Source organism: Vibrio fujianensis (genome assembly GCF_002749895.1).
GTDB classification, from domain to species: domain Bacteria; phylum Pseudomonadota; class Gammaproteobacteria; order Enterobacterales; family Vibrionaceae; genus Vibrio; species Vibrio fujianensis.
Genome location: NZ_NBUS01000039.1, coordinates 12,395 through 37,652 on the forward strand (window position 1 = coordinate 12,395; position 25,258 = coordinate 37,652).

A 25,258-nucleotide genomic window follows, 5' to 3' on the forward strand; every position below is an offset into this window, starting at 1 on the left:
CGCTTTTTCTGAATCGTGTTCAGGAAACCATGGTGAATGATAAATACTATTCAAATCACCATCGAAAGCTTTTTCGATTTCAGAACCAGATTGCGCTTTAGGTTTTTCAATAAAGCGAATCGCCGTCCGATCAAACTCATTAAAGGTTGCTGTTTCTGGGCCGGTTAATTTTAAATTAGCCCAGTTGACACAATCTCCCGTCACGTCGTGATCGATATCATCAGCACGTAAAATAACCTGTTTGATGTTATACAAATCCAAATCCGGTTTCACTACCGCTGGGCCTTCTAGATCATATTCCCATACTTTAACACCGTCGGCGTAAACGCTCGCTTTAACTTTGTTGCCTTCAATTTTACAGCTGTCATCAATGCCGACATCCGCGGTTAAGCGCGTCCAAGTTCCATCCAGGCTAAAACTGACGTTTGCTGGTGCTTGCATACCAATACCGGACTGAAAATTCAATCCATTCATCTGCATTTCACTGCCCGTGACCGATGAGCCCACTTTGACCTCTCCTTCGATCGAGAGTTGCTCTTCGGTGAGTTCAATCGTTTGGGTTGGTGTGCGCTTTTTCGTTGCAATAATGTCAAACTCTCTTGCACTAACAAAGCCACCTGACGCTGCAACCACTTCAAATCGTAAATAACTCGCTTCAGTTTCTGAAAAATCCGCTATTTTTAACGCCTTTGTTTGTGGCCAAGTTCCTTCAGCAACAGGCTCTCCCCAGTTGCCATTCGTCGTCGATAGATAAAGACGGTATTGAGTAATGGTGCCATTACCTGCCAATTCGTCGGGTAAATAGGTAAAACCGGAAACGTTAAACGTGCCACCTAATTGAACAATAAAATCCATCGGAGCTTGTTCGGATGGTTCTGTCGGCTCCCATGGTGAGTGGTATAAGCTCGCCACATCACCATCTAATGCATTCACAAAAGGTGTTCCCGGTTCAGCTGGCATTGGTTTAACAATCTTGAGCAAACTTTTATCAAATTCCGTATGGTAGTTAGGCTGTGGATACGGTAGCGTTTCTGGCCATATTGCCGCTTCATCAATATCAAGCGTGACTTGCTGTTGCTCATATACAGACTGTTTAGCAAGTTTAATATGCACTACACCATTTTTATCCGATGGGTCAAAGAACCACCCTTCAGCCACTGGTGCAAAGTCCTCTTGAGTCTGTTGTTGATTCAACACGAGGTGATTATGTTTAACTAACTGCGGAGCAATCAATGAACTCACTTGAAGGTGATAGCTGCGCTGATTAATTTGCCCATCATAAGGATGATGTATAACAGCCGGATCAATCGTGATCGTAATATCACCCGCAGTACCTATCTGAGGAGCTTGCACGCGAATCTGTGTTTCTGCGTAAGCATTCTGCTCTCGGTAAGCGCGAGTTTCGCCATCATCTTCATACAGAGTAAATTGGCTTTCACCGTGTGGGAAAACCTGCATGATCAAATGTGATTGATCTTGTAGTGCATCAGAACGCGCGCCTTGATACATCGGGATAATCGCACCAGCTCGAACTAACACAGGGATTCGATCAATCGTAACGGGATAGTATTCCAACACTTTTCCCCCATCTGGAACAGAGGTACGAGTCCCATCCCAGAAGTCTATCCATTCGCCTGCGGGTAAATAGAGTTGTTTATACCAACCATTGTTTTTTGCCATTGGCTCGTACACCGGAGCAACCAATAAAGACTCACCGTACATATATTGATATTTAAACGCTTCACTTTTCAAACGTGCATCATCAGGAAACTCCCAAGTCATGGCTCGAACGAGGGGCGCTCCCGATTGATCGGCTTGATAAGCATAATGATACATATAGGGCATAAGGGCAGACTTCAACATCAAATAATCCCGATTGATATCCCGATATGATTTGCCATTAAAATCACCATCATGCCACCAAGCATGCTTACGCTCTCCACGATCCCAACCTGACATAGAAATCAATACCGGAGTGAACGTTTTAAATTGGAGATCACGAGTAAAGGTTTCGGCACCTGAACCAAAAATACCATTAACATCTGAAGAGGCATAAGCTTGTCCCGATAATCCAGAACCGATAAATGTTGGAATATGCCAGCGTATATAATCCCAACTTGCCGCTTGATCGCCTGTCCAAGTTACACCATAGCGCTGTGTTCCTGCCCATCCCATGACCGTCCAAATCATGCCGCGCGTTGTTGAGTTTTCCATCAACCCTACATGAGCATCATGATTAGCGGCCAATGAATAAAGCTTTCCAGGGCCTGTCCAAGCAACATCCAATTTATACACTTTTACGCCATCACTCACTTCTTGACGAATTTGATCGAGCGATTTTTGTGTCCACAACCCGGTTTGGATTCCTAGCTGATCTAGCTCATTCACCGTACCCGCTAGATCAGAATATCCACACCCATAACCATCATTCGGTAAAATCCAACCCACAGGCATGTCGTGGTTTTTATAAGGTATTGCGACTTGATCCACCACATCTCTTGTATTTCCTGGCGAATCAGGCCAACCGGAAGGGTAAGCACCATTTTTATTTTGATAACAATCCGCATCGCCCAAATAATAAGCCCAGCGAGCCATCAAATGTGGACGTCCAGTTAATTTTGTATAGTGATCAACCGTAAGCGCCTATTTAAACCCACCTACCAATAACTCACCATTCTAGGCATAGTGATTCCGCAACCAAGGAGTCACTATGAACCAATCGAACAAAACTCAGTTCTGGGCAGAAATCATTGAGCAACAGAGCATGAGTGAATTATCCATTGTCGCGTTTTGCAAGGCAAACCAACTGACGGTAAATACCTTTTACTACTGGCGCAAAAAGCTTTATGGGGGGCGAACAGCAACAAGTGGTGTATCCTATCCTGATAGAAGATAGCCCAAAAAGCATAGGGGGAACGCCAGTCGGTTATGCTTTCACTACCAACAGGAATGACCGTTGAATTTCCCGCTAACATGCCAGCACACCAAATCCAAAACTTGTTACAGGCTCTGACGTGTTAACACCGAACTGGGTATTTACCTGGTCTCGGGCATAACTGATATGCGCAAGTCTATTGATGGCTTGTAATTGATTGTGGCTGATGTGTTGGAAATGGATCCGTTCAGTGAAGTCTGGTTTATCTTCTGTAACCGCGGCCGAGACAAAATTAAGATCTTGTTTTGGGATACTAATGGTTTTTGGCTTTATTATCACCGACTGGAGAAAGGTCGTTTTAAATGGCCTAAACCAAATGCATCTGGTCATGTCGCTATCTCCAGACAGCAACTTCAATGGTTACTCTCTGGGCTTAATCTGGAACACCCGAAAGCTCATCAGCCCTTATATGGCCTTGAAGTGTGAGCCAATACCATGATCGTGATAAAGGACTTGAACGATCCTTTTACCCTGTCAGACTAACGGCATAATCCTGACCAAGAGCAGCCTGACTGATGAATCACCTTCCTGACGATGTAGAACAACTGAAAGCGATGATGTTAGCGCTTCAGGAAAAAAACAAAGCGAAAGACAGGCAACTACAGGCCCAGCAAGAAGAAATGGCTGAGCTTAAAACACGGGTGGAACTCCTGCTTGAGCAACTCAACCTCAGTAAATCCAAACGGTTCTCTTCCCAGAGTGAAAAAGTGGTTAAAGGTAACTTCAATGAAGCCGAGCAGCAAAATGCACTGCACAAACCAGAGCCAGCTCATCATAAAAAAGGACGTAAACCGCTACCTGAAGAGCTGGAACGAGAAGTTCAGGTTCACACTCTGAATGCCCCACACTGCGAATGTTGTGGGCAGGAATTACATAAATGTGGGGTGTGACTTGCCGTGCTAACGACATCAATCCCTACTTCTACTTCGAGCACCTGTTCAGGGAGTTACCGAAGCGATGATTTAACTGATCTTATGCCATGGAATGTAGAAACCATCGAGGCTTAATAAAGTCTCACTGGTTAACTAGGCGCTTACTTTAAAAAGGCATGGAATACACTAAATCCTAAAAAGAAAAGTTCCGTTGAGTATCGCGCCTTTAGTGCCCACTCAGCCCGTGTCGGTGCTGCTCAAGACTTACTCGAACAAGATTTTAATTCTGCTCAGATTCGCCAAGCTGGGCGTTGAAAAAGTGACACTATGGTAATGCTATATGGCCAGCATATCTCTGTGAAAAAATCTGCAATGGCGTTGAGTCGAAAAGCTAGAAAGTACAACCTGACTAGTTCTTGATTTATTGAAAGTGCGTAATATCAGTCAAAAATTGTCATATCTTTTTCTTAAAGTCACTCTGGTTATGCCAAATATTTTTAGGTTATCTAAGGGGTTTATTAATAATAATAACTAAGAGGTCAATACTTTATATTTTTGCTCACGAAGCAGCCGTATAATTGTAATTACATTCACTGTAATTACGCTTAATTCCAATAATGTGCCGCCAATAGAGCCGATCAAGACGTTGTTGATAAGCCAACAGCAAGCTCCTGCCAAAAAGGCGAGTCGCATTTTGATACCTTGCAACATGAACACGGCAAAAGATCCAATCGCTGTACCGAATATAGGCCAAAGCTCCCAAATGGAATCGGCGATGGCAATGCCAAAGCCAGAGCTTGCTAATATAAATCCACCGGCAGCCCATGTTCGTAACACTTTATTGGGAGTAAGGTAAAGAGCCGTCCCCGTTCTGAGGACAGAAAGTAGTGAACTTAATGCGGAAATAACTGAGCCCATTAACAAATAATGGGTTAAATGATTGAGGTTTAAAATGAACATCACGATCTTTAAACGACGATCGTCTTTTTGATAAAAGGTAGACAAGCCTAAAGCAAAACTTACTAAGCCAAAGGTTTGAGCGATAGAAAGCGGCTCGGAAAAAATACCCACCTGACAATTCCTTAAAGATATAACACTAAGACCAATCGAAGTGATTGGTCTTTGATTACTACCCCAAGTGTTTTGATGTTACTTAGGTATATACAGATTACTCTGATGTATTAGTTTAGTATTGAACGAACAAAATCTGAAATTATATCAACTTGACTGTTTTCAAACAGGCATTTCTGGAAACGTTCACCACGACATGCTGTACGAATAAGTTCAATATCGATTGCTTTCAAACCTTCTAGGTAATCTTTCGCAACAGCTTGTTTTACATCATTTAGGATTGCGGCGTTTTGTTGCTGAGGAATCACACGCTCTATAGGGTAACCTTGACCACGCTCACAACCAGACTTCATCACTTTCTCGAAAATACCACGAACGTTAAGCTCAGCAGCCCAACCAAAATTTTTTGCAAACGCTAGTGATAAGGCATTACCGTTGTTGATTTGAGTAAATAGGAATGCATCTGAAGGTTCTAAAGCGTAACCACACACAACGTTGGAGTGCGCGTTGCAAGCCATTAGAGCACCTTGCCCTGTACCACATCCTGTAAATACAAAATCTACGGCTTTTGCCGCTAGAAGGATAGAGGCTTGAATACCTAAATGAATATAAGTTAGGTGGTTGTCTTCGGGGTCACACATACCCACGTTAAATACTTCATCACCACTTTGTGTTGCTACGTATTTAAGTTCTGTTAAAATAATTCCATTTTTAGCCGCTTGGCTATTTTCCATGGTTAAAGCAATTTTCATTTTTAATCTCAACTCATTGATTAGTAATTAAGTAACCTTTGGTATTAAAGCTGATGGGTTGTTGTCGTATCTATTTTAAACCCAAATCATTCGCCCATATCCAACAACCTATACCTCTTTATCTACCTTGAACCGTGAAAGTTCACGATAACTCATTTTCTTTCGATACTTTTCTATCTTCTACTTAGGCTAAAAGTCGCACGAAAATGACAAACTACTACTTTATAAAGCCTAAAAGAGCTTCTTCTCATAAAGAGGAGCCTTCAATTGGTTGTTAAATCAATTGACTACCTTTTGCTAGATAGTGCTATATACTCTTATTTGAATTGGCCCACAGTCTCTGCGTTGAAGTTTAAAAACACTACCAAGCACTCTTTTAAAGAGTGCAATGAGCAGTTGAATCTACGCCGAAGATATTAAATTATTTTTAATAAGTTGAATATCTGCGATTGCTTGAAAAAATATTTTAAATATTTCAAGCAAATCACTTTTTCCAGTATTCGAAATAAATATGGTTTGCTTGGTGGTCTACTTTCTCCACACTATCTGGTAGCAATTTTTCAGCAACCGTGAACGAGAACTCAAACGCAACACCAAGACCTTTACCAGTAATGAACTTATCGTCCACAACGATTTTTTGATCCACGTATTTACCGTCTGGGAATGCGCTGATCAGGTTGTCACCGGTCGAGTACTCGCGGCCTTGTAACAGACCATTCTTCGACAGTACTTTTGCAGGGGCTGAACACAGTGCACAAATCCATTTATCGAGTTCAATATGACGTTTGATGAACGCAAGTGCCATTTCATTTACGGTCATATTGTCCGTATTTTTTGGTCCGCCAACCATTGCGATTGCATCGTAGTTATTATCGAAGCAGTTTGCGAGTGTGTCATCAGCCGTGATGTGAGTATGGAAGTATGTCGCTAGCTCAGTGGTTTCCATACAAGATAAAACGTCAACGTGAATGTCTAAACGTCTTAGGATATCAATAACAATTACCGCTTCTGCATCTTCAAAGCCATCCGCAAGCAATAAAGCGACGCGTGGCACTATAGTTTGAGAATCTGCCATGTTGGTTAAGCTCCGATTTTCTTAATGGTTTCGATCGTGTTTTGCACATTTTCGGCAATCGCGTCCCAATCATTTGCTGTGATGCGATCAGCTGGGGCAATCCAAGTGCCACCACAGCATACTACTTCTGGGATACTCAGATAATTGCTTAAGTTGATGATGTTCACACCACCGGTTGGCATTAGCTCGAGACCTTTGTATGGGCCTGTTAGTGAGCGAAGCATTGCAACACCGCCAGACGCTTCTGCTGGGAAGAATTTTAGAGTTTTCAACCCCATTTCTAGCGCTTGCTCAACTTGAGATGGTGAGTTAACGCCAGCGATAATATGGATATTATTTTCTAAGCAGTAACGAACCGTGTTTGGGTTAAAGCCTGGAGAAACCACAAATTCCGCACCAGAATCCATCGCAAGTTTCGCTTGCTCTGCATTAAGAACCGTACCTGCACAGATGATCATCTCTGGGTATGCTTCACGCATTAGACGAATAGATTCTGCTGCTGCATCACTACGGAATGTAATTTCTGCTGCGGGTAGTCCATTTTCTACAAGAATTTTAGCCAGTGCTGGTGCGTCTTTGGCGTCTTCAATTTGGATAACAGGCATCACGCGAAGTTGACGCAGTTTCGTGTTCATTTCGTTAGTATTCATAATTATAAATTCATCATTGAGGTGATATAACGAGTATTTTCCGCTGGAATAATAGCGCCTTTATGCTGAATCACTTCTGCAGCAAGCTTATTACCCCAATGGCAGCATTCTTTTAATGTGCAACCTGTCGCCCATGCCGCAAGGAATCCAGCGTTGAATGAGTCCCCTGCCGCTGTCGTGTCAACGACATTAGTCACCACGCTGCCTGTTGCCACAGCTACATTGTGTTCAGAGTCGCTAAACATCGCTCCGTCTTTACCCAGCTTCACAATCACTTCGCTCACGCCAAAATTACGTAAACGGGTGATGAGTGCTTCAGGGCTGATGTTTTCACCAAGTAACAACGCTTCGTCGTCACAGGTGACCAATGCGATGTCCGCCAAACGATAGAGTTTTTCTAGCCATTGGATGGCATGTTCCTTCCCTGCCCATAAGCGAGGACGGTAGTTGGAATCCACCGCAATTTTCACCCCTTGCGCTTTAAGTACGTGCAGAGAATCGAGCAGTGTTTGTTTGTCTTCTTCCGGCAAAATCGCCAGTGAGATACCCGACAGGTAAACCAAGTCAAAAGAGGCAAGTGAGTTCATAACGCAAGAGTAGCGTTCGTTCTGGCATAAGTAGCGTGCTGCCGAATCATTACGCCAATATTGGAAAGAGCGTTCACCGTCAGCTGCAAGTTCAATCGCATACAGTGCAGGAAGCTTATCTTGGTTGGTCATGACTAATGAGCAGTCAATCCCCTCGTCTTCCCATGCTGTTTTCATATGCTTGCTGTAATTATCAACGCCAAGCACCGTGATGTAGGCCGGATGAACCTCCGGTGCCAGACGTGATAGATACAAAGCGGTATTGAGTGTGTCTCCGCCGAAACGTTGCTCTTGGGTAGAGAACGGTTGGCCAGACAGCTCAATCATACATTCACCAAGAATGGCAATTTTCTTATCTGAAAATGTCGTCATTTAGGTTGTGTCCCAAAATTGAAAAAACCGATTGTGACCCCCTTTTGCTAGTAATAGTCACAATCGGTAAAGCACAAAATACTCTGAGGGCGAGGGGTCGTGCTAAAACGGGTAGTTATAGTTTATCTGCGCTGCGGCAAACGTTGATCTTCGAGATGATGACGTCACGCATGGCGGCTTTAGAAGCGATGTTGTAATGGCGAGGGTCATTCGCGTCCGGGTTGTCAAGGAAGTACTGTTTTAGCGCGTTGGCGTACGCGATTTTTAGCTCTGTCGCAACGTTAACTTTACAGATACCCAGTTCGATACTGCGGGTGACGTCTTCATCCGACACGCCTGATGCACCATGCAATACCAGTGGTATGTCAGTTTTTGCTCGGATTTTTCCTAAACGATCAAAATCCAGACGTGGCTCTTCTTTGTACATCCCATGAGCAGTACCAATGGCCACCGCCAGAGAATCAATACCAGTGCGCTGAATGAATTCTGCAGCTGCATCAGGGTCTGTATACATTGCATCTTTGGCATCAACAACAAGATCGTCTTCGATACCACCAAGACGACCGAGCTCTGCTTCAACGGTACAATCCCATACGTGACAGAATTGAACGACTTTTTTAACCAACTCAATGTTTTCTTCAAACGGGAAGTGCGAGCCATCAATCATTGCAGATTTGATGCCGGCTTCAACTTTATTGCGGATATCTTTCATTGACTCGTGATGGTCAAGATGAAGCGCAATCGGCATGTGATAGCGACGTGCTGCTGCTTTACAAATATTCACCAGGTAATCGGTACCGGCGTAAGCGTAAGTACCAGGTGTACCCGCTAAAATAACAGGTGAACGCATTTCAGCTGCGGTCTCAAGTACGACTTGTACGGTTTCGAGATTGTGAATGTTGAAAGCAGGAACGGCGTAACCGCCTTCTTGCGCTTTACGTAGCATATCCTGAGTTGAAACTAAAAACATGATAAGACCCTCTAAATCTTTCGACAACTTTCGTTATACTAACCGAAAGTTGTCGAAAGATAGCTGATCAAGATCACAGTTTAGGGGGACTAGAAAAAATTTGACATTTTCGAGCTGTAGCACGTAATGCCTTTTCTCAAAAGGTTATTTTTGGGTCTGAATGCCCTTCCCAGCAGAATTTCTTTGCCTTTATCGAGGGCGCTTTGGGTCTCTAGGCGTCGGCTCATCGGTGTTTGATCTTGCGTGTATTCCTGCTCAAAAATCACCACGACCTCTTTCGTTTCTTGATGACCAATGACAAAAGCATCAATAGAAGGAATACGAAAGGAAAAATCTTCTTTTTCTACTGCGAGTGGCGCACTCTCTGCCTGCCATAATCCACATCGATCGCCACAATACAGCGCGATATTGAGAGCGCGCAACGACCACAAACTGCTCGCTGGCCCGCTGTAGTTATCCGTGAGCCGTGCATCGCTAGCAAACAGCCCTTGTGTGGGCACACCATGCTTAAGCGCCCCGTTGGCAATAAAGTATTCAAAGTTGGTTTGCAACGCGCGTTTCACCTCGCCGGGATGAAGTGGCGTATCCGCCGCGCCCTGTACGTCAAGGGTTGCAATAAGAGGCGCAGTGGCGGCCAGGCGATAACACGCACTTCGCCCAAAAAACGGTAAGCCTTGCGGTGTGAATAAGTAACGGAACTTGCTGGAGAACTCACACAGATTGCGTCGAATGTACTCTCGGTCGAACTCAGGATTAATCTGATCGATCCAATACAGCGAGTAATGAAACCCCCACGCGTTATAAAAATCGTAGTTGCCTTTGGCACCGTCTCGGAACCATCCTTCACCGACGTTGAACTCTTTCACCCGTTCATAACGCCACATATCAACGCACTCTCTACCGGTAAGCGATTGAATGACCAACTGAACGGTAACAGGGAATAAATGCCAGTTATTATCGACAACTTGAACATGATTGACTTGTTCAAACCAGGCGATGATTTGATCTTTTTCGCCCTGAGTAAGCGTATTCCATACGCTCTCTTTGCTTGCCCATAACGCGAGTGCCAGATCGGCACTTTCGCACGTACGTTGGTCATAATCCTGGAGTGCGCCCCAGTAACCTTTATGCGTTGGATCGGTACCGGCAATAAAGGCGTGTTTTAACCAATTAATCGCATCAAGCTTGCGCGCATAAAACGGATCGCTGCTTTCAAACGGATGCTGCGCTGCCCAGAAGGCAAGCGTTGGCAGGACGCGACTGCATCCTTCCATGGCATCCATACGCGCGCCCTGCTGGCTCGGCATGCCAGGGTAATAAGCGTGAGTAAAATTATCGACACTGTAGTAAGCAAAAGCCTCAGCAATATAGTCAGCAAAATGCTCACACTGAGATTTGAGGCTCAACGAGGAATCACTGAATATCTGTTGGATTACGGCATCATTTTTACTCAGTGCTTTTTTTCCGCGCAGCAGTTTGCTGATGTGTTGGCGAAACGTGCGCCAATAAAGTGCCAAATCTGGGTGCTCATAAGGTATGGTCGGTCTTTCTGTGGCTTTAATGACTTTTTTCATCGGATACCTACATAAAAAAGGCTCCTTCAGGAGCCTTTATTTACCTGTTACTGTTTGAATCAAAGGCTTCATTAATGAATGAAGACTTGACCACTACTTCGCTGACTCAGTCAGAATCTGGTAGCGGTCCTGGCCCCAGCCCATAGGTGCTGGTTTGGTTTTGATCCACTCATAAAACGCGGCTTTCATCTCAGTGACTTTTTCAGGGTACTGTTTTGCTAAGTTTTTCGACTCTGAAATATCTTTTGAGTAGTTATACAGCTCATACTCATGATTACCATCGTCGTAAAAATGCAAAGACCACTCTTGATCTTTAATTGCCCACTCACCGCGAGATTTACGTTCAACGTAAGGGCTTGGCTCTACGTTTGGTTGTTTATAAGTGATCCAGTCCCAGTACTGTGACCAGAACGCGTCGTTTTTCTCTGCATCATAGTGGAATGCACGCGGACCCGCCCAGTACAGATATTGGTGTGGCTTATTGCGCGCCCCTTTCATGGTTGGAAGAATATCAACACCATCGACTTTCAACTCACTCGGAATATCAATGCCAGCAGCACTCAATGCCGTTGGTAGAATATCCATGGCCGATACTAAGGTATCGTTAGTGCTGCGCTCAGGTAACACACCTTTCCAGTGCACAATGAATGGTACGTTAACACCACCACGATAGCGCTGGCCTTTGTATGCCTTGTTCATGCCGTTACGTGGCATCGGAGAATCACCTACGGCTCCATTATCCGACAAGAAGAAAATAAGTGTATTTTCGTACTCACCTGTTTCTTTTAGCTTATCGATAATTTGGCCAATGCCTTCATCAGACGCATTGATGTGCGCATAGTACTTATCGACTTCCACGTTACCAGTATCGAACTTACTCATGTATTTATTCGGAGCAGGCTGTTCCAATGGAATGTGCGGTACAGAGTAAGCCAGATTGATAAAGAAAGGTTTATCTTGTTTCTCAGCTTGGTCAATGAAGTTCAGCGCTTCATTGGTCAGATTATGCGTGAGGAAACCCCAAGCGGTGATGTTCTCATAGTTACGGAAAACGGCTGGGGAATTGTAAACGGCAGCACCAGAGGCAAAGTATGAGTATGAGTAACCAAAGCCGCGATCATTCGGGAAAAACCCTTTGTCAGGTTTTGAGATTTCATTATCGTGGTAGTCACGCGTTCTTTGGTTCTCAGGCACCTTGGTTTTGATAATCTTGGCGTTGTGATATTTACCAATATTTGCGGTCGCATAACCATTTTCCTGGAACAGCTCAGGAAGCATCTTGATATCAAGTGGCACACCATGATGTGCATCATCATTACTGTAGATACCGAAGCTGTGAGGGAAGCGTCCAGTTAAAATCCCTGCGCGTGATGGGCCGCATACTGGTGTCGCAACGTAAGCATTGGTCATGCTCACCCCTTCTTTTGCTAGCTGAGTTACGTTAGGCATGGCGCGTTTTGCCGCATCATAAGCTTTATCAAAATCGACCTTATAACGGTCAGAGACAAAACGCTTCTTCAGCACCTCTTTTTCGATTTCGCCCATCGCAAAATCCAGTTGCTGTTTCCCCAAATCGTCCATGACAATGACGAGTACGTTAGGTTGCTTGTCTGCGGCAAGGGAGTGCATTGGCGCTGCGATACACGCGGCCCCAACCATCCCTGCAAGCACGCTCTTTTTAAATGACATGATTAACCTCTTAACGGTTGTAAAATTGCGCCATCATCGGCATAACATCAGCGGCTAAGCCACCACGACGGATAGCTTCAGACATGTGATGCATTGCAGGCGCTGTATGTGTGAAAATCGCTTTGTAAGATGGGCATAAATAGTTCTGACGATGATGCTCACCTTCAATGACATTGATGCGATGTTTTGGGCAACCGCCGTAGCACAACTCTTGAACGTTACAGTTAAGGCATTGACTCGTTAGTGTTCTGGATTTATCAAGACCAAAGTTACGTTGTTGCTTACTTAAAGCCAGTTGCTTGATGTTCGTCTGCATCATGTTTCCGAGCCGATTATCGTCGTAAACATAGTGGTCACAGGAGTACATATCGCCATTGGCTTCGATGATCATCGCTTGACCACAGTTTTTTGCTTGGACACAGACCGAAGCAGAATGCCCCATCCAGCAGGCTAAAATGCTGTCGAACATACGTACATACACCTTACCCACATCATTGAGTACCCACTCGTTAAAGACGTCGATCATGAACTTGCCGTAGCCTTCGGCAGGCACTGAGAAAGGCGCCAATTCAGCATTTTCAACTGGTGAGTAGGATTGCACGCCTTTATTGCATTCTGGGCGAATTTCGACGATAGGAATAAACTGCAGGAACTGTGAGCCGAGGTCTTTCAGTGCATGGTACACCTCTTTCCCTTTGTCCCAGTTTTCATCGTTGATGACGGTTAAGGTGTTAAATTCGACGTTGTACTCTTTAAGCAAATCGATCGCTAGCTTAACACGTTGGAAAGTCGGTTTACCATTAACCGATACACGGTATTTATCGTGAATATCGGCTGTGCCATCGACCGAAACGCCAATCAAAAAACGGTTTTCAGCAAAGAATTCTGCCCACTGGCGATTAATCGCAATCGCGTTGGTTTGAAAGCTATTATGAATGGTTTTGCCGTTGGCAAACTGCTTTTGAAACTGAACCACTTTTTTAAAAAAGTCCAATCCCGCCAAGGTCGGTTCTCCGCCTTGCCAAGCAAAATCAATCACATCTGCATCCTGAGATTCAATGTAATCGCGCACGTAACGTTTGAGGACACTGCCACTCATCAGATCTTGATTACCTGAGTTAGGAGTGTGGATGGTGTCTTCTTTTTCTAAGTAAAAACAATAGTCACATTTAAGGTTACAACGGTAACTAACGGGCTTAGCCATCATGTGAAAGTGTGTGGGTTTGCCTTTAGACATTGTGGCCTCCACGGAAGCGGTTCTTTAACAGGGGAATATACGTGAAACAGAAGCAACGACCAATGTTCTAGATCACAAAGCGAAACAAAACAAAAGTTTTTTGTTTTTATACGAAAGTATTTATAGCAATATAAAAAGCAAATGTAAGTAAAGTTGGTTTTTAATTCATGTCAGGCTCCTTGCTAAAGTCAGCACTTATTATTGCTAGTGTAACATCCGCTTCTTTCGCATACGCGAGTACTTCACCACTGCAATCCACCATTATCAGCTTTGAAGAACAAACGCGGCCAACGTTTGTTAGTCATGGTGAAATAAGTAAAAAACGTGCGATTTTAGGCGAGCAATCTTTACTTTGGAAATGGCGAGCTGGTGATATCCTTACGATAAAAAAACGCATCCAGCGCTACGATAACAAGCAAGCGAAAAAAGCGTTTGGTAAGAAAGCAACTCAAGTCATTTCGTTTTGGGTTTACAACGAAGTACCGTTAGATCAGTCGATGACCTTGTTACTTTCAAAGCAAGGCAATAATCCAAGTGAAAAAGCGATTAACCTCAATTTTAAAGGATGGCGTGCCTTTGGGTTATCTTTGGACAGTGACTTTGAGCATCCCGTCACTAAAGAGCTCGATACCGTTCAGTTTGTGGCACCAACTCATGAATCTGGTGAGCTATTTATCGATCGAGTGATGTTTTCTATTGATGATGGGCGTTATCAGTGGTCGGATTATCATGTCAAAAACAGAATGGCAGGCCATTTCCCAGAAATCGACTTTGGATTACCCACTTCTTTACCTGAAGGGACTGAGCAACAAAAGCAAGCGCTGAATGTTGTCAAACAAAAAACCATCACATTACTGGCAGACAGCAACATCAGACTTCCTGCTCTACGAGCTAAATTTGATGACTTTCAAATACGAGAAGTGGAAGGAGTAATTCGTGGTCGGCACATTCTCACCGATAAGCAGCAAGTCATTTATAACTCACGCTATCTGTTGCCTGGAGATTTAGAAGACTTTAAAGAATACGCCATTTTAGGAAAGAAAGACCAATTTGGAATCATCAAGCACCTCGGTTACTCCGATCTCATGCTCGATATTGCCAGTCGTTATGTGAAAACCAAAGATGCCGCAGAACGCGCCGCCTTGTCTGAAATGTATCTACTCATGACCAAGCATTTGCTCGATCAAGGCTTTGCTAAAGGCAGCAGCCTCGTCAGCACCCATCACTGGGGCTACTCATCACGAGGTTGGTATTCTTCCGCGTTGCTGATGCAAGATGTACTTGAACAGAACGATTTGCTGCCAGAAGTGTATGACGCTTTGCTTTGGCATGCGCGTGAGTTTAAAGCCAGCTTCGATATGGAGATAAAACCACAGAGCTCCAATTTAGACTACTTCAATACGCTATCTCGTCAGCATTTGGCGCTCATTTTGCTCAATCCTGATGAAAAAGAGCGCGTTGCTTTGGTAAGTAAGTTTGGCCGTTTTATCACCCACGCGCTAGCTCAAACGCCACCATCGTCTTTTGATGGACTTCGTGATGATGGCACTGCCTATCGCCATATGGGGCATTACCCGAATTACGCGTTTCACGGGTTTGATCATATCGCACAGGTGATTTATGCCCTTCATGGTACCGAGTTTGCTGTTCAAAAACCGGGATTGGATAAGCTTAAAAAAGCCATGATCGCTGGCTGGATTTATTCTAACCCTGTTGTGCCCATGGGCATTTCCGGGCGGCATCCTTTCGATGATTTAAGCGTTAAACGTTACACGCAAGGCATGAAGTTATTAGCCAAAAGCTACCCACAACTTGATGAAGAGTTGGCTTCGATTTATCTGCAAATCAGGGGATTATCTTCAAAAGACAGTGCCAAACATTTTGGAAAAACCATCCTTCCAGCCACCCTGCCGGAAGGAAGCTGGTCATTTAATGGCGGTGCGTTTGCCGTACATCGACACGGCACGCAAATGGCCTTTATGAAAGGATATAACGATGTGGTGTGGAGCTCTGAAATTTATACCCGCGATAATCGTTACGGCCGCTATCAAAGCAATGGCAGCGTGCATGTGATGCCGTATGGCGAGCTGAAGCAACACGGCTATCAAGAAAATGGATGGGATTGGGCGCGCAACCCTGGCGCAACCGGAATTAAAGTCGATTTAGATAAACTCGAAAGTTTTACCCGTGATTCCCTGATGATGTATTCGAAAGAAGGAAAAAGCGCCGCTACCTCTTTAGACCAGAAGCATACCCTCTTTAGTCACAAACACGTTGAGCGCAAATACCCGAATTTTGACCCAACATTCCGCGCAAATAAGCATGTATTAGCAACAGAAAACATGCTTTACATGACGGGCAATCACATTAGTAATTCTCTTAGTGAAAGTGACGAAGCTACGGAAACCACCTTATTCCAACTCGCCACAAACGGCAGCGCGACAAGCATCAACATTAATGGCTCTCTTCATTCTGATGCGAACTTAAACATCACATTGAACAATCACGATTGGTTAATTGATAGCAATAACGTGGGTTATTTGCTGATTGATGTGGACCCAGTTCGGGTTACCCGAAGCGTACAACACTCACGGCATAACAAAACGAAAAAAGCGACCCAAGGCGAGTTCGTGACCGCTTGGATCGATCACGGGGTAAACCCAACGAACGCCCATTATGAATATTTGGTGGTGATGAATGCCACAGCCAAAGAAATGCAGCAGCTCGCGCAGCGTTATCAAAACGCCGCTCATGATGCATCCGAAAAACCAGGCGAAATTCTAGAGACCAGTGATAACCACCACCTTGTCAGAGTAAATGACTTATATGGATACAGTGCCTTTAGTGCTGCTCACTTTACTCACGGTGTGTTGAAAGACGTCAGTCAAGCCGCTCAAGTGTTGGCACAGACGTTAGCAAGTGGAAACGTCAAACTCAGTGTCTCCGCGATGGATCTCAACCTCGTCAAAGAGTGGGCGTATGGACCCACCGAGGCACCAAACAAGCCGGTCATCATTGAGCTGACTTTGCGGGGTAAGTGGCAAATAGATCAGGCCATTCGCCATCAATACCGCGATAACACAACCATAGTGACCATTTCGAGTCTATTTGGCGCCGCCACTGAATTTGAAATAAAACCCTAACAAATGATTTGAATAACTTGAGACATGATTCTCACTTGGATACTTCAATGAAAAAAAACGCTCTCCTTCCTATAAATAAAGTCGCACTGTTAATTGGCAGTGCTTTAATGGCGCAAAGCGCTTTCGCTTCCCTTACGCCAACGATCCTCAGTTTTGAGGAAAGCAGCATCCCGACGTGGATTAACAGCGATGTAACGGCGGTAAGCCTAAGCACTAAGCGCGCGATATTGGGTGATCAATCGCTCTTGTGGCAGTGGAACGCCGGTGAAAAATTAGTGATAAATAAAACATTCACCCGCTATACCGATACCGAAGCTCGTGCACTCTACGGCAGTTCAGCCACACAAATCATTTCCTTTTGGCTGTATAACGAAATGCCAAGCGCATCCCCCGCCACGCTGACGTTAGCCAATCCTGATGGCGCTTACCCACGTACCACCACCATTAATTTAAACTTCACCGGGTGGCGAAACGTGACATTATCACTTAATAATGACTTTACGTCATCAGTCCCAAATAAGTTTGGCCAAATCATACTCAGCGCACCAAACACTGGTTCTGGTTATTTATATATTGACCGCATTATGGTGTCCATTGATGATAGCCGTTACCAATGGAGTGATGATCAGGTGACCACACGCTATCCAGTCGAAGAGATTAATTTCGACTTGCCAGTGAACTTACCCGCACCGACGAGTGCAGAGCTCGCGGCCATCGAACAAATCAAAACCAGATTGATGCAAAAGCTCGGTACGGGCAGTTCTAACCTTTCTAGTTTAGAAAGCAAATTCAATAGCTTTAATATTATCAAACGAGCTGATGGCACCATAACTGGCCGCCACCTTATTACTGATCCGCAGCAAACGCCGTACCAGCCGAACCACCTCTCTGCGCAAGATAAAGCGGACTACAATGAGTACGCTCTTCTGGGTGAAGGCGATAAATACAACTCAAAAATCACGGGATATGCTCAGTTGATGCTTAACCTGGGCAAGGCGTATCACAATCCTCTTGCGAACAAAGATCGCATTGCTGAAATGTATACCCTCATGACAGAACACATGTTCGACCAAGGCTTTGTCAATGGCAGTGCGCTAGGAACAACCCACCACTGGGGTTACAGCGGCCGTTGGTGGTACCTTTCGGCACTATTGATGGAAGAGCCACTTCGTGAAGCGGGTCTGCTCGATGAAACCTATAAAGCGTTACTGTGGTTTTCTCGTGAATTCCGTGACCGTGGCTTTGAAATGAACGTTACCCCAAGCAGCACGGATATGGACTTTTTCAATACCCTGTCGCAGCAAAATCTGGCAATGATATTACTCAATCCAGATGAGAGAGAAAAAGTCGCATTGCTGCATAAGTACGCCGATTTCCTCTCTGCAACCATTGATCGTAACCCTCCGGGCTACAACGATGGTTTTCGACCGGACGGCACAGCATGGCGACATAAAGGTCACTATCCAGGCTATGCATTCCCTGCCTTAACCAGCATCGGTGATCTTGCTTATCTGATGAAAGGTGATGAGTTTGGCTTCAAAACTGGCGCTCTGGACATGTTAAAAAAGGCCATGATATCAGCATGGATCTACACCAACCCAGCGGTTCCTTTGGGTATAGCAGGTCGTCACCCTTTTACTGATTTATCAGTCAACAGCAGTTTTGCTGAAAGCATGAAAAATATAGCCCTTAGCTACCCTACGGTAGACAAAGAGCTAGCGAGTATTTATCTCACGATAACTAAGCAAAGTGCAGCTCAAAGTGTGGCTATTTTTGGAGAATCCATTACCCCATCGACCTTGCCTGAGGGTAGTTGGAGCTTTAACGGTGGTGCCTTTGCTGTTCACCGGGTAGGCGATCGTATGGCGATTTTCAAAGGGTATAACCAAGACGTTTGGTCTTCAGAAATCTATACCAACGACAACCGTTATGGTCGTTACCAATCGCACGGCTCGGTGCATGTACTCCCGCACGGAGACCCTGTCAATCATGGCTATAAGCAAGAGGGATGGGACTGGAACCGTAATCCGGGCACTACCACTATCCACTTACCCATCGACGAGCTTGAAAGCCCTCGCTCTTCTACGCTGATGGTACGCTCTGATGTAGGCTTAGCGGGGGCGACTTCGTTAGAAAACCAATACACACTATTTAGTTTTAAACATAAAGCGCCCCAAAATTTAGACCGTTTCGAGCCAAGCTTTGAGATGAACAAACATGCGCTAGGCTCAGAAAAGTTTATCTATTTAACGGGTAATAACATCCGTAATCTGGATGGCAGCCATCGCACTGAGACGACCCTCTTTCAGTTGGCAATACGTTCAGGAAAAGGGGTGAATATTAATGGCATTTCCTATACTGGCGGCACACTAAACACAACCTTGCAGTCAGGTGATTGGATCATTGACGACAACAATGTCGGTTATTACCTCGTTAACACCGACCCGGTAAAGGTATACCGTGGCGCGCAAACGTCAAAGCATAACAAAACTAAAGCCGTTACCTCTGGCAACTTCTCTAGTGCTTGGATTGACCATGGCGTTGCTCCGAATAATAAGCAATACGAATACATCATGGTGATGGAAACTACACCACAAGAGATGGCACAACTGGCGAGCGCATTTAAAGCGCAACCACGTTTTGTGACCTTGCAAAGTGATGAACTGCGTCAAGTGGTGAAGGATACGTCATCCAATCTCTTCGGTTACACCAATTTTGCTGAGTCTACCTTTACTCAAGGCTACGTCACTCATGTAGACAAGCCGTCTCAAACTCTGCTTCGTGTTGATGCCCTACAACAAAAAATGGTGTTATCAGGATCGTCTCTGGAGCTTAACTATCAAAAAGACTTGGAGAATCAAGTGCTTTCTGACTTAACCACCGGTCCTGAACCAGTCAGTATTACTTATACCATCAAAGGGAAATGGCAGCTCTCGGCTGGTGAAGCGCAAGTCGTGGCATCAGACAATGAAACCATGGTGACATTAACCAGCGGCTTTGCCATGCCACAAGAAGTGACGCTCACAACAACGAGCTTGCCACTGCTCCCTCTGGAACCATCGATTCCAGCGCAACCGGTAGAGCCAGAAGTACCCGAAGAACCAACATCTCCATCATCTTCAGGTGGCAGTGGTGGCTCGACATCGCCATTACTGATGTTTGGACTGGGTCTATTAGGGCTATTGCGTTATCGTCTTCAGTAAAAAAAGCGCCAATCAATGGCGCTTTTTTATTGTATAGAGAAAACCCCCAGCTAGGCTGGGGGTTCTGTAAAGCTTACAGCTATAAGTCAGTTATATAACCCATTTCAATTTGATAAAAACGTCTTGTGGTCTGGCAACTGCAAGAGTTAATTAAGAATTGAAAGGGGGTCCCAATGGGGGACGAAAAGAGCTTAGCGCATACGCGATGGAACTGTAAATATCATGTGGTTTTTACACCTAAGTATCGAAGGCAGGTGTTCTATGGTGAGAAACGAAGGGCAGTAGGCGAGATACTTAGAAAGCTATGTGAATGGAAAAACGTGAATATTATTGAAGCGGAATGCTGCGCAGATTATATTCATATGCTTTTAGAGATACCACCTAAGATGAGTGTTTCATCCTTTATGGGGTATTTGAAGGGAAAAAGTAGCCTGATGCTCTATAAGCGATTTGATGATTTGAAGTTTAAGTACAGGAATCGGGAATTTTGGTGTCGAGGGTATTATGTCGATACGGTAGGAAAAAATACCGGCAAAATACAAAGTTACATAAAGCACCAACTAGAGCAGGTTAAAATGGGAGAGCAATTGTCGATCCCGTATTCAGGTAGCCCGTTTACGGGCCGCAGGAAATAGTCATATGCAAATGTCAGATCACTATGCGCCTGCTAGGGCGCAGCCAGTAGGAGAGCCTTATAGGCGCATATGAAAAACCACCGGCTATGCCGGTGGATACTTTTTTTATTTAACAAGTTTGCATGTACCAAATGGCTTTGGATTATGGAATGCAGGTTTTGGAAGCTTAGGATCATTCCATGCAATCCAACCCATATCGATACCGCTTTCTGTTTTAGTAAACTCCGCACGCATTAAAGCACAAATAAGCTCTGTTTTGTCTTTATTCTGCCACAGTTGCATATTTGTTAATGTGTCCATAGGAATAGAACCTTCAACCAAATAACCATATTCTGTTATTTTTGAGCGAGTTTTAAGACCTTCCCATTTATATTCCAGCAAAGAGGTTCTTTTATTAATCTTGGTGTCGAAAGTGCCCACAGCACTATATATTTGATCTTCAGCGTCTATTTCCATTGTGTAATATTTTTCTAGATCATGATTTTTCGCTAAAAATATTTCAACACGGTCAGAATCCAAGGCACCACGTTCACCCTCGCCAATGGTGACATGCTTATCATCCACGCGGAAACGGAAATAAACCGCTTCATCATCCCACACAGCCTTGAACTCAGTTGCCGGTGCCAGTTTAGTATCCCAAGGGAATGTAAACTGAGTCAGTGTATCGGCTTCACCCCACGCGATGTCGCTGTCATTTGCATCAATAACAGGCGCTTTCTCAACATGTTTAATTAAGTAAGTATCACCCGCAAACACAACAGATGAAGCAAGTAAAGACGCAATGGTAACCGTAAGTAATTTTTTCATAAACATCCCCAAAATAATAAACACAGTAAATAAATATATATTTCACACGATAATAAAAAATTATCAACCAAATATTATTAAAAATTTGAATCAGTTTAAAAATACATTTAAATATTTATTGATAAATAAATTAATAAAGGTAGAGAAAATGTGATTTAATTATTCAATTCAACTTACCCATAAAAAACGGCGCATTAGCGCCGCTCTCTCTTTCCCCATTTGTGCTGCACGCTACGCCAGCTTCGATACTTCAATCGCCGCCAGAATAAACGCCCCTGCCCCATAATCAATGTTGTGCTCAAACTGCACATCACGCGGGTTGAACGCCGGCAACTGTACCCAGCCAATCATGCCGTTGTCGTGAATGGCCGTTTCTAACGCCGCCCACGCTTTATGCACGACAGGCAGGTAGGTCGCTTCGTCGAGCAAGCCCTGGTTGAGGCCCCACGCCAGACCGAAGGTGAACAGCGCGGTAGCGCTTGATTCCGGTGCCGGGAACGAGTCCGGATTCAGCAGGCTCGCCCGCCAGAAACCGTCGTCGTGCTGGTACTTCACCACTTCTTTGGCCAGGTTAACGAACAAGGTACGGTAGCATTCGCGCTCGTCAAAGTGCTCTGGCAAACGCTCGAGAATGCGTGGCACGGCGGCCAGCATCCATCCCAGTCCGCGCGACCAAAACACTTTTTCACCGTTGGCTTCACGAAACTCGCTGCCACCATCCCCAAATTCGTTGCGGTACTTCTGGCCCACTTCGGTTGGCATGTAGCGATAATCACGGTAGTACAGACCCGTGTCAGGATCGTACAGGTGATTCACCGAGTCCCAGAACGCGGTGTGCATGTAGTTAACGTACTTGTCGTCACCGGTTTCGCGTGACAGCGCCGCAAACGCCGGAGGGGCCATAAACAGCGAATCCACCCACCACCAATCACGGTGACCCGGTTTTGGATCGTTGACCATGAGGTCAAACGCTTTGATGGTCGGCTCCAGTGCTTCTGGCACGTTGACCGTTGGGTACACGTCTAGGTACGCCTGTGCGCACACGTGGTCGTCGGCAAAGCGCGGGAAGGCGCCAGTACGAAAACCGGTGTGTAAGGTGTAGTTCATCACCCCGTCGAGGTACTCTTGATCGTCGGTCGCTTTCCACGCCGCGGCCACGGTAGACCAGAACACGCCCCGCTCCCAATCGGTGTCTTTGATGAAGCGCGTAGCGCCGCTGCGGCGGATCACGCTGCGCGTTTGGTTTGCCGCTTGGTAGCGGTAAACGCGTTTCATCTGATCCAATACGTGCGCTTTATTCAGTGTCATGTCGGCTCCTTATTAGCGAGCTAACCAGCCGCCATCCACCGCTAGGGTGTAGCCGGTAACGTAGTTTGAGGCTTCTGAGGCAAGGAAGGTGACCGGACCTTGCATGTCCGTTGGCAGACCCCAACGACCCGCTGGAATGCGCTCAAGGATCGCTTGGTTACGCTCAGCGTCAGCACGCAGGGCTTGAGTGTTGTTGGTCGCCATGTAACCTGGGGCAATCGCGTTCACTTGAATGTTGTGACCCGACAGTTCGGTCGCGAGTGCGCGGGTGATGCCCATCACTGCTGATTTAGACGCGGTGTAAGAGATCACGCGAATGCCGCCTTGGAACGACAACATGGAGGCGATGTTGATGATTTTGCCACCTGACTGTTGCGCGATGAAGTGTTTTGCCACGGCTTGAGAAAGGAATACCACGGCTTTTTGGTTGATGGCGATCACGTCGTCCCAGTTCTCTTCTGAGAAGTCGAGCAGATCTTCACGACGGATGATGCCGGCGTTGTTAACGAGGATGTCCACACGACCCATGATTTCTACCGCCTGGTCGACAAGCTCTGTCAGTGCCGCCTTGCTTGAGTTGGCAATCAGGTTCGCGTTGATGTATTCGAAACGACGGCCTTCGGCTTCGATCATGGCTTTGGTTTCTGGTGCTTCTACGTAGCCAATGCCCAGTACGTCCGCGCCGGCTTTAGCCAGACCCACGGCCATGCCTTGGCCCAGACCAGTATCACAACCGGTGACAATCGCGACTTTACCTGTTAAATCGAACATGTTCATGATGCATTTCCTTTATAAAGCTGCCCTCACGCCCGGTAGTCTTTGAGGGTGAGCGTGAGAGCGTGTATTACTATCAAATATGAAAATCAGTCGCCTGATTTAGCGTAGGTCGGACATGGCCACGTGGTCCATGTCGTCAAAGGTCTGGTTTTCCCCACACATGGACCAGATGAATGAGTATGCAGCGGTGCCCACACCGGAGTGGATAGACCAACTTGGTGAGATCACGGCTTGTTTTTCGCGCATCACGATGTGACGCGTTTCGGTCGGCTCGCCCATGTAATGGAACACGACGTTGTCATCCGTCATATCAAAGTAGAGGTACACTTCCATGCGGCGCTCGTGCGTGTGGCATGGCATGGTGTTCCAAAGTGAGCCCGGGTGCAACTGGGTTAAGCCCATGGTCAACTGACACGTTGGCAGCACCGATGGCACAATGTATTTATTGATGGTGCGCACGTTGCAGTTTTCGGCTTTGCCTAGCGTGACTTTTTCTGCGTCATCAAGGGTGATTTTGCGCGTTGGGTAAGCGTGGTGTGCCGGGGTGGAGTTCATGTAGAACTGCGCCGGAGCACTGGCGTCGACGCTTTCAAAGGTAACCTCTTTGGCACCCATGCCGATGTACAGGGCTTCGCGCGCGGCAATCTCGTAAACCTCGCCATCAACGGTGACTTTACCCGCTTCTCCTAGGTTGATCAGACCCAATTCGCGGCGCTGCAGGAAGTACTCCACGCCAAGCGCTTTACCCGCGGCTAACGCTAGTGGCTTTTGCGTTGGGACGATGCCTCCAAAGAGGATGCGATCGATGTGCGAATAAGTCAGTGTGATCTCGCCGTCGACAAACACGGTGTCGACGAGAAATTGTTCACGCAGCCCGTCCGTGTCGAGCGTTTTCGCGTGTGCACTGTGAATGGGTTGACGAATATCCATTAGGACCCCTCGTTATTCTTGAGAATGAAATGCCCACTGCCCCTTGATAAGGGTGCGGTGAACGTGCAGTTGATTGTCCATCACGACCAAGCTAGCATCAAAACCGGCGGCAATTGAGCCTAAACGCCGCTCGAGTCCAAGGTAGCGCGCAGGCACAGCGGTGCTCATCTGCACGGCTTCCCACACGGGGATCTTGGCGTCGAACACCATGGTGCGCAGCGCTTTGTCCAGGCTGCAAGTACTGCCTGCTAAAGAACCGTCGGCGGTCATGGCGTTGCCATCGGTGACGGTGACGGTTTGCGCGCCGAGGACGTAATCGCCATCGGGCATGCCTCCGGCACGCATACAATCGGTAATAAGGGCCATCTTCTCATGCCCTTTCATGCGGTACGCCAGATTCATCATCACCGGATTGACGTGCACGCCATCGGGGATGATTTCGGCCAACATGTCGTGGTACAGCACCGCGCCAGCACAGCCCGGCTCACGGTGGTGCAGCCCCAACATGCCATTAAACAGGTGCACGCCACAGTCGGCACCATGCTGATGCGCTTCGGTCACCTGCTCGAAGGTGGCGCTGGTGTGCGCGACGCTGACTTTGATCCCGCGCGCGACCAGCCAGTCAATCACCGCCATCGAGCCGTCGTATTCCGGCGCGAGGGCCACACGCA

General features: G+C 46.0%; 21 protein-coding genes and 1 pseudogene. 7 read left to right on the top strand and 15 right to left on the bottom strand.

What is annotated here, in order from left to right:
- Positions 1–2,598: NPCBM/NEW2 domain-containing protein (locus B7C60_RS04925; RefSeq protein WP_245868570.1), on the bottom strand; the 2,598-nt coding region annotated here is incomplete at its 3' end.
- A gap of 112 nt (positions 2,599–2,710) precedes the next feature.
- On the opposite strand from B7C60_RS04925, the gene tnpA (B7C60_RS04930) reads away from it, so the two are divergent.
- The 4 genes and pseudogenes from tnpA (B7C60_RS04930) (at position 2,711) to B7C60_RS20060 (ending at position 3,896) form a co-directional block, all read left to right on the top strand.
- Positions 2,711–2,896 carry an IS66 family insertion sequence element accessory protein TnpA gene (tnpA, locus tag B7C60_RS04930; protein ID WP_099610698.1) on the top strand — a complete coding sequence of 62 codons (186 nt, stop codon included), beginning with the start codon at positions 2,711–2,713 and terminating at the stop codon, positions 2,894–2,896.
- Positions 2,897–3,103: 207 nt separating this feature from the next.
- The gene (gene tnpB / locus B7C60_RS04935) at positions 3,104–3,361 is read left to right on the top strand and encodes an IS66 family insertion sequence element accessory protein TnpB (RefSeq protein WP_281251662.1); all 258 of its coding nucleotides are present in this window, start codon (positions 3,104–3,106) and stop codon (positions 3,359–3,361) included.
- Positions 3,362–3,450: 89 nt separating this feature from the next.
- Positions 3,451–3,822 (top strand): annotated as a pseudogene (locus tag B7C60_RS04940) (transposase domain-containing protein); the annotation flags it as partial.
- Complete coding sequence (locus B7C60_RS20060) at positions 3,813–3,896, top strand: transposase domain-containing protein (protein ID WP_157928684.1); 84 nt, start codon at positions 3,813–3,815, stop codon at positions 3,894–3,896. The pseudogene B7C60_RS04940 and the gene B7C60_RS20060, both read left to right, overlap by 10 nt.
- 442 nt (positions 3,897–4,338) lie before the next feature.
- On the opposite strand, the gene B7C60_RS04945 is transcribed toward B7C60_RS20060, so the two are convergent.
- From B7C60_RS04945 to B7C60_RS04985, 9 genes are all read right to left on the bottom strand, one after another.
- Positions 4,339–4,878 (bottom strand): YgjV family protein, encoded by a 540-nt coding sequence (locus tag B7C60_RS04945; RefSeq protein WP_099610699.1) that lies wholly within the window; start codon positions 4,876–4,878, stop codon positions 4,339–4,341.
- A gap of 110 nt (positions 4,879–4,988) precedes the next feature.
- Positions 4,989–5,630, bottom strand: a complete 642-nt coding sequence (locus tag B7C60_RS04950) for an RpiB/LacA/LacB family sugar-phosphate isomerase (RefSeq protein ID WP_099610700.1) — start codon at positions 5,628–5,630, stop codon at positions 4,989–4,991.
- A gap of 484 nt (positions 5,631–6,114) precedes the next feature.
- A complete protein-coding gene (locus B7C60_RS04955) occupies positions 6,115–6,705 on the bottom strand; it encodes a DJ-1/PfpI family protein (RefSeq protein WP_099610701.1) in 591 nt (196 codons plus the stop codon).
- Between the two features lie 5 nt (positions 6,706–6,710).
- Positions 6,711–7,355 (bottom strand): bifunctional 4-hydroxy-2-oxoglutarate aldolase/2-dehydro-3-deoxy-phosphogluconate aldolase, encoded by a 645-nt coding sequence (locus B7C60_RS04960; RefSeq protein WP_099610702.1) that lies wholly within the window; start codon positions 7,353–7,355, stop codon positions 6,711–6,713.
- A 2-nt stretch (positions 7,356–7,357) separates the two neighbouring features.
- Positions 7,358–8,314 (bottom strand): sugar kinase, encoded by a 957-nt coding sequence (locus B7C60_RS04965; protein WP_099610703.1) that lies wholly within the window; start codon positions 8,312–8,314, stop codon positions 7,358–7,360.
- Positions 8,315–8,429: 115 nt separating this feature from the next.
- Entirely contained in the window at positions 8,430–9,284 is an 855-nt protein-coding gene (locus B7C60_RS04970) for a tagatose bisphosphate family class II aldolase (RefSeq protein ID WP_099610704.1), read from the bottom strand.
- A gap of 89 nt (positions 9,285–9,373) precedes the next feature.
- A complete protein-coding gene (locus tag B7C60_RS04975; RefSeq protein ID WP_099610705.1) occupies positions 9,374–10,858 on the bottom strand; it encodes a DUF2264 domain-containing protein in 1,485 nt (494 codons plus the stop codon).
- A gap of 93 nt (positions 10,859–10,951) precedes the next feature.
- The gene (locus B7C60_RS04980; protein ID WP_099610706.1) at positions 10,952–12,547 is read right to left on the bottom strand and encodes a sulfatase family protein; all 1,596 of its coding nucleotides are present in this window, start codon (positions 12,545–12,547) and stop codon (positions 10,952–10,954) included.
- Between the two features lie 10 nt (positions 12,548–12,557).
- Entirely contained in the window at positions 12,558–13,784 is a 1,227-nt protein-coding gene (locus tag B7C60_RS04985; protein WP_099610707.1) for an anaerobic sulfatase maturase, read from the bottom strand.
- Between the two features lie 167 nt (positions 13,785–13,951).
- Here B7C60_RS04985 and B7C60_RS04990 point away from each other — a divergent pair, with 167 nt between their 5' ends.
- The 3 genes from B7C60_RS04990 to tnpA (B7C60_RS05000) all read left to right on the top strand — a co-directional run bounded on the left by B7C60_RS04990 (position 13,952) and on the right by tnpA (B7C60_RS05000) (position 20,765).
- Positions 13,952–16,927, top strand: a complete 2,976-nt coding sequence (locus tag B7C60_RS04990) for a chondroitinase family polysaccharide lyase (protein WP_099610708.1) — start codon at positions 13,952–13,954, stop codon at positions 16,925–16,927.
- A gap of 47 nt (positions 16,928–16,974) precedes the next feature.
- Positions 16,975–20,130, top strand: a complete 3,156-nt coding sequence (locus B7C60_RS04995; RefSeq protein WP_099610709.1) for a chondroitinase family polysaccharide lyase — start codon at positions 16,975–16,977, stop codon at positions 20,128–20,130.
- 173 nt (positions 20,131–20,303) lie between these two features.
- Positions 20,304–20,765 carry an IS200/IS605 family transposase gene (gene tnpA, locus B7C60_RS05000; protein WP_099610710.1) on the top strand — a complete coding sequence of 154 codons (462 nt, stop codon included), beginning with the start codon at positions 20,304–20,306 and terminating at the stop codon, positions 20,763–20,765.
- 105 nt (positions 20,766–20,870) lie between these two features.
- Here the strand turns inward: tnpA (B7C60_RS05000) and B7C60_RS05005 are convergent, their stop codons facing one another.
- The 5 genes from B7C60_RS05005 to B7C60_RS17885 all read right to left on the bottom strand — a co-directional run.
- Positions 20,871–21,572, bottom strand: coding sequence for a carbohydrate-binding family 9-like protein (locus B7C60_RS05005; RefSeq protein WP_099610711.1), 702 nt, complete (start codon positions 21,570–21,572; stop codon positions 20,871–20,873).
- Positions 21,573–21,803: 231 nt separating this feature from the next.
- Positions 21,804–22,880, bottom strand: a complete 1,077-nt coding sequence (locus tag B7C60_RS05010; RefSeq protein WP_099610712.1) for a glycoside hydrolase family 88/105 protein — start codon at positions 22,878–22,880, stop codon at positions 21,804–21,806.
- A 12-nt stretch (positions 22,881–22,892) separates the two neighbouring features.
- On the bottom strand, positions 22,893–23,657 hold the full coding sequence (gene kduD / locus B7C60_RS05015) for a 2-dehydro-3-deoxy-D-gluconate 5-dehydrogenase KduD (protein ID WP_099610713.1): 765 nt from the start codon (positions 23,655–23,657) through the stop codon (positions 22,893–22,895).
- 99 nt (positions 23,658–23,756) lie between these two features.
- The gene (gene kduI, locus B7C60_RS05020) at positions 23,757–24,587 is read right to left on the bottom strand and encodes a 5-dehydro-4-deoxy-D-glucuronate isomerase (protein ID WP_099610714.1); all 831 of its coding nucleotides are present in this window, start codon (positions 24,585–24,587) and stop codon (positions 23,757–23,759) included.
- Between the two features lie 12 nt (positions 24,588–24,599).
- Positions 24,600–25,258, bottom strand: a 659-nt coding sequence (locus B7C60_RS17885) for an N-acetylglucosamine-6-phosphate deacetylase (protein ID WP_245868573.1), incomplete at its 5' end; no start/stop codon positions are given.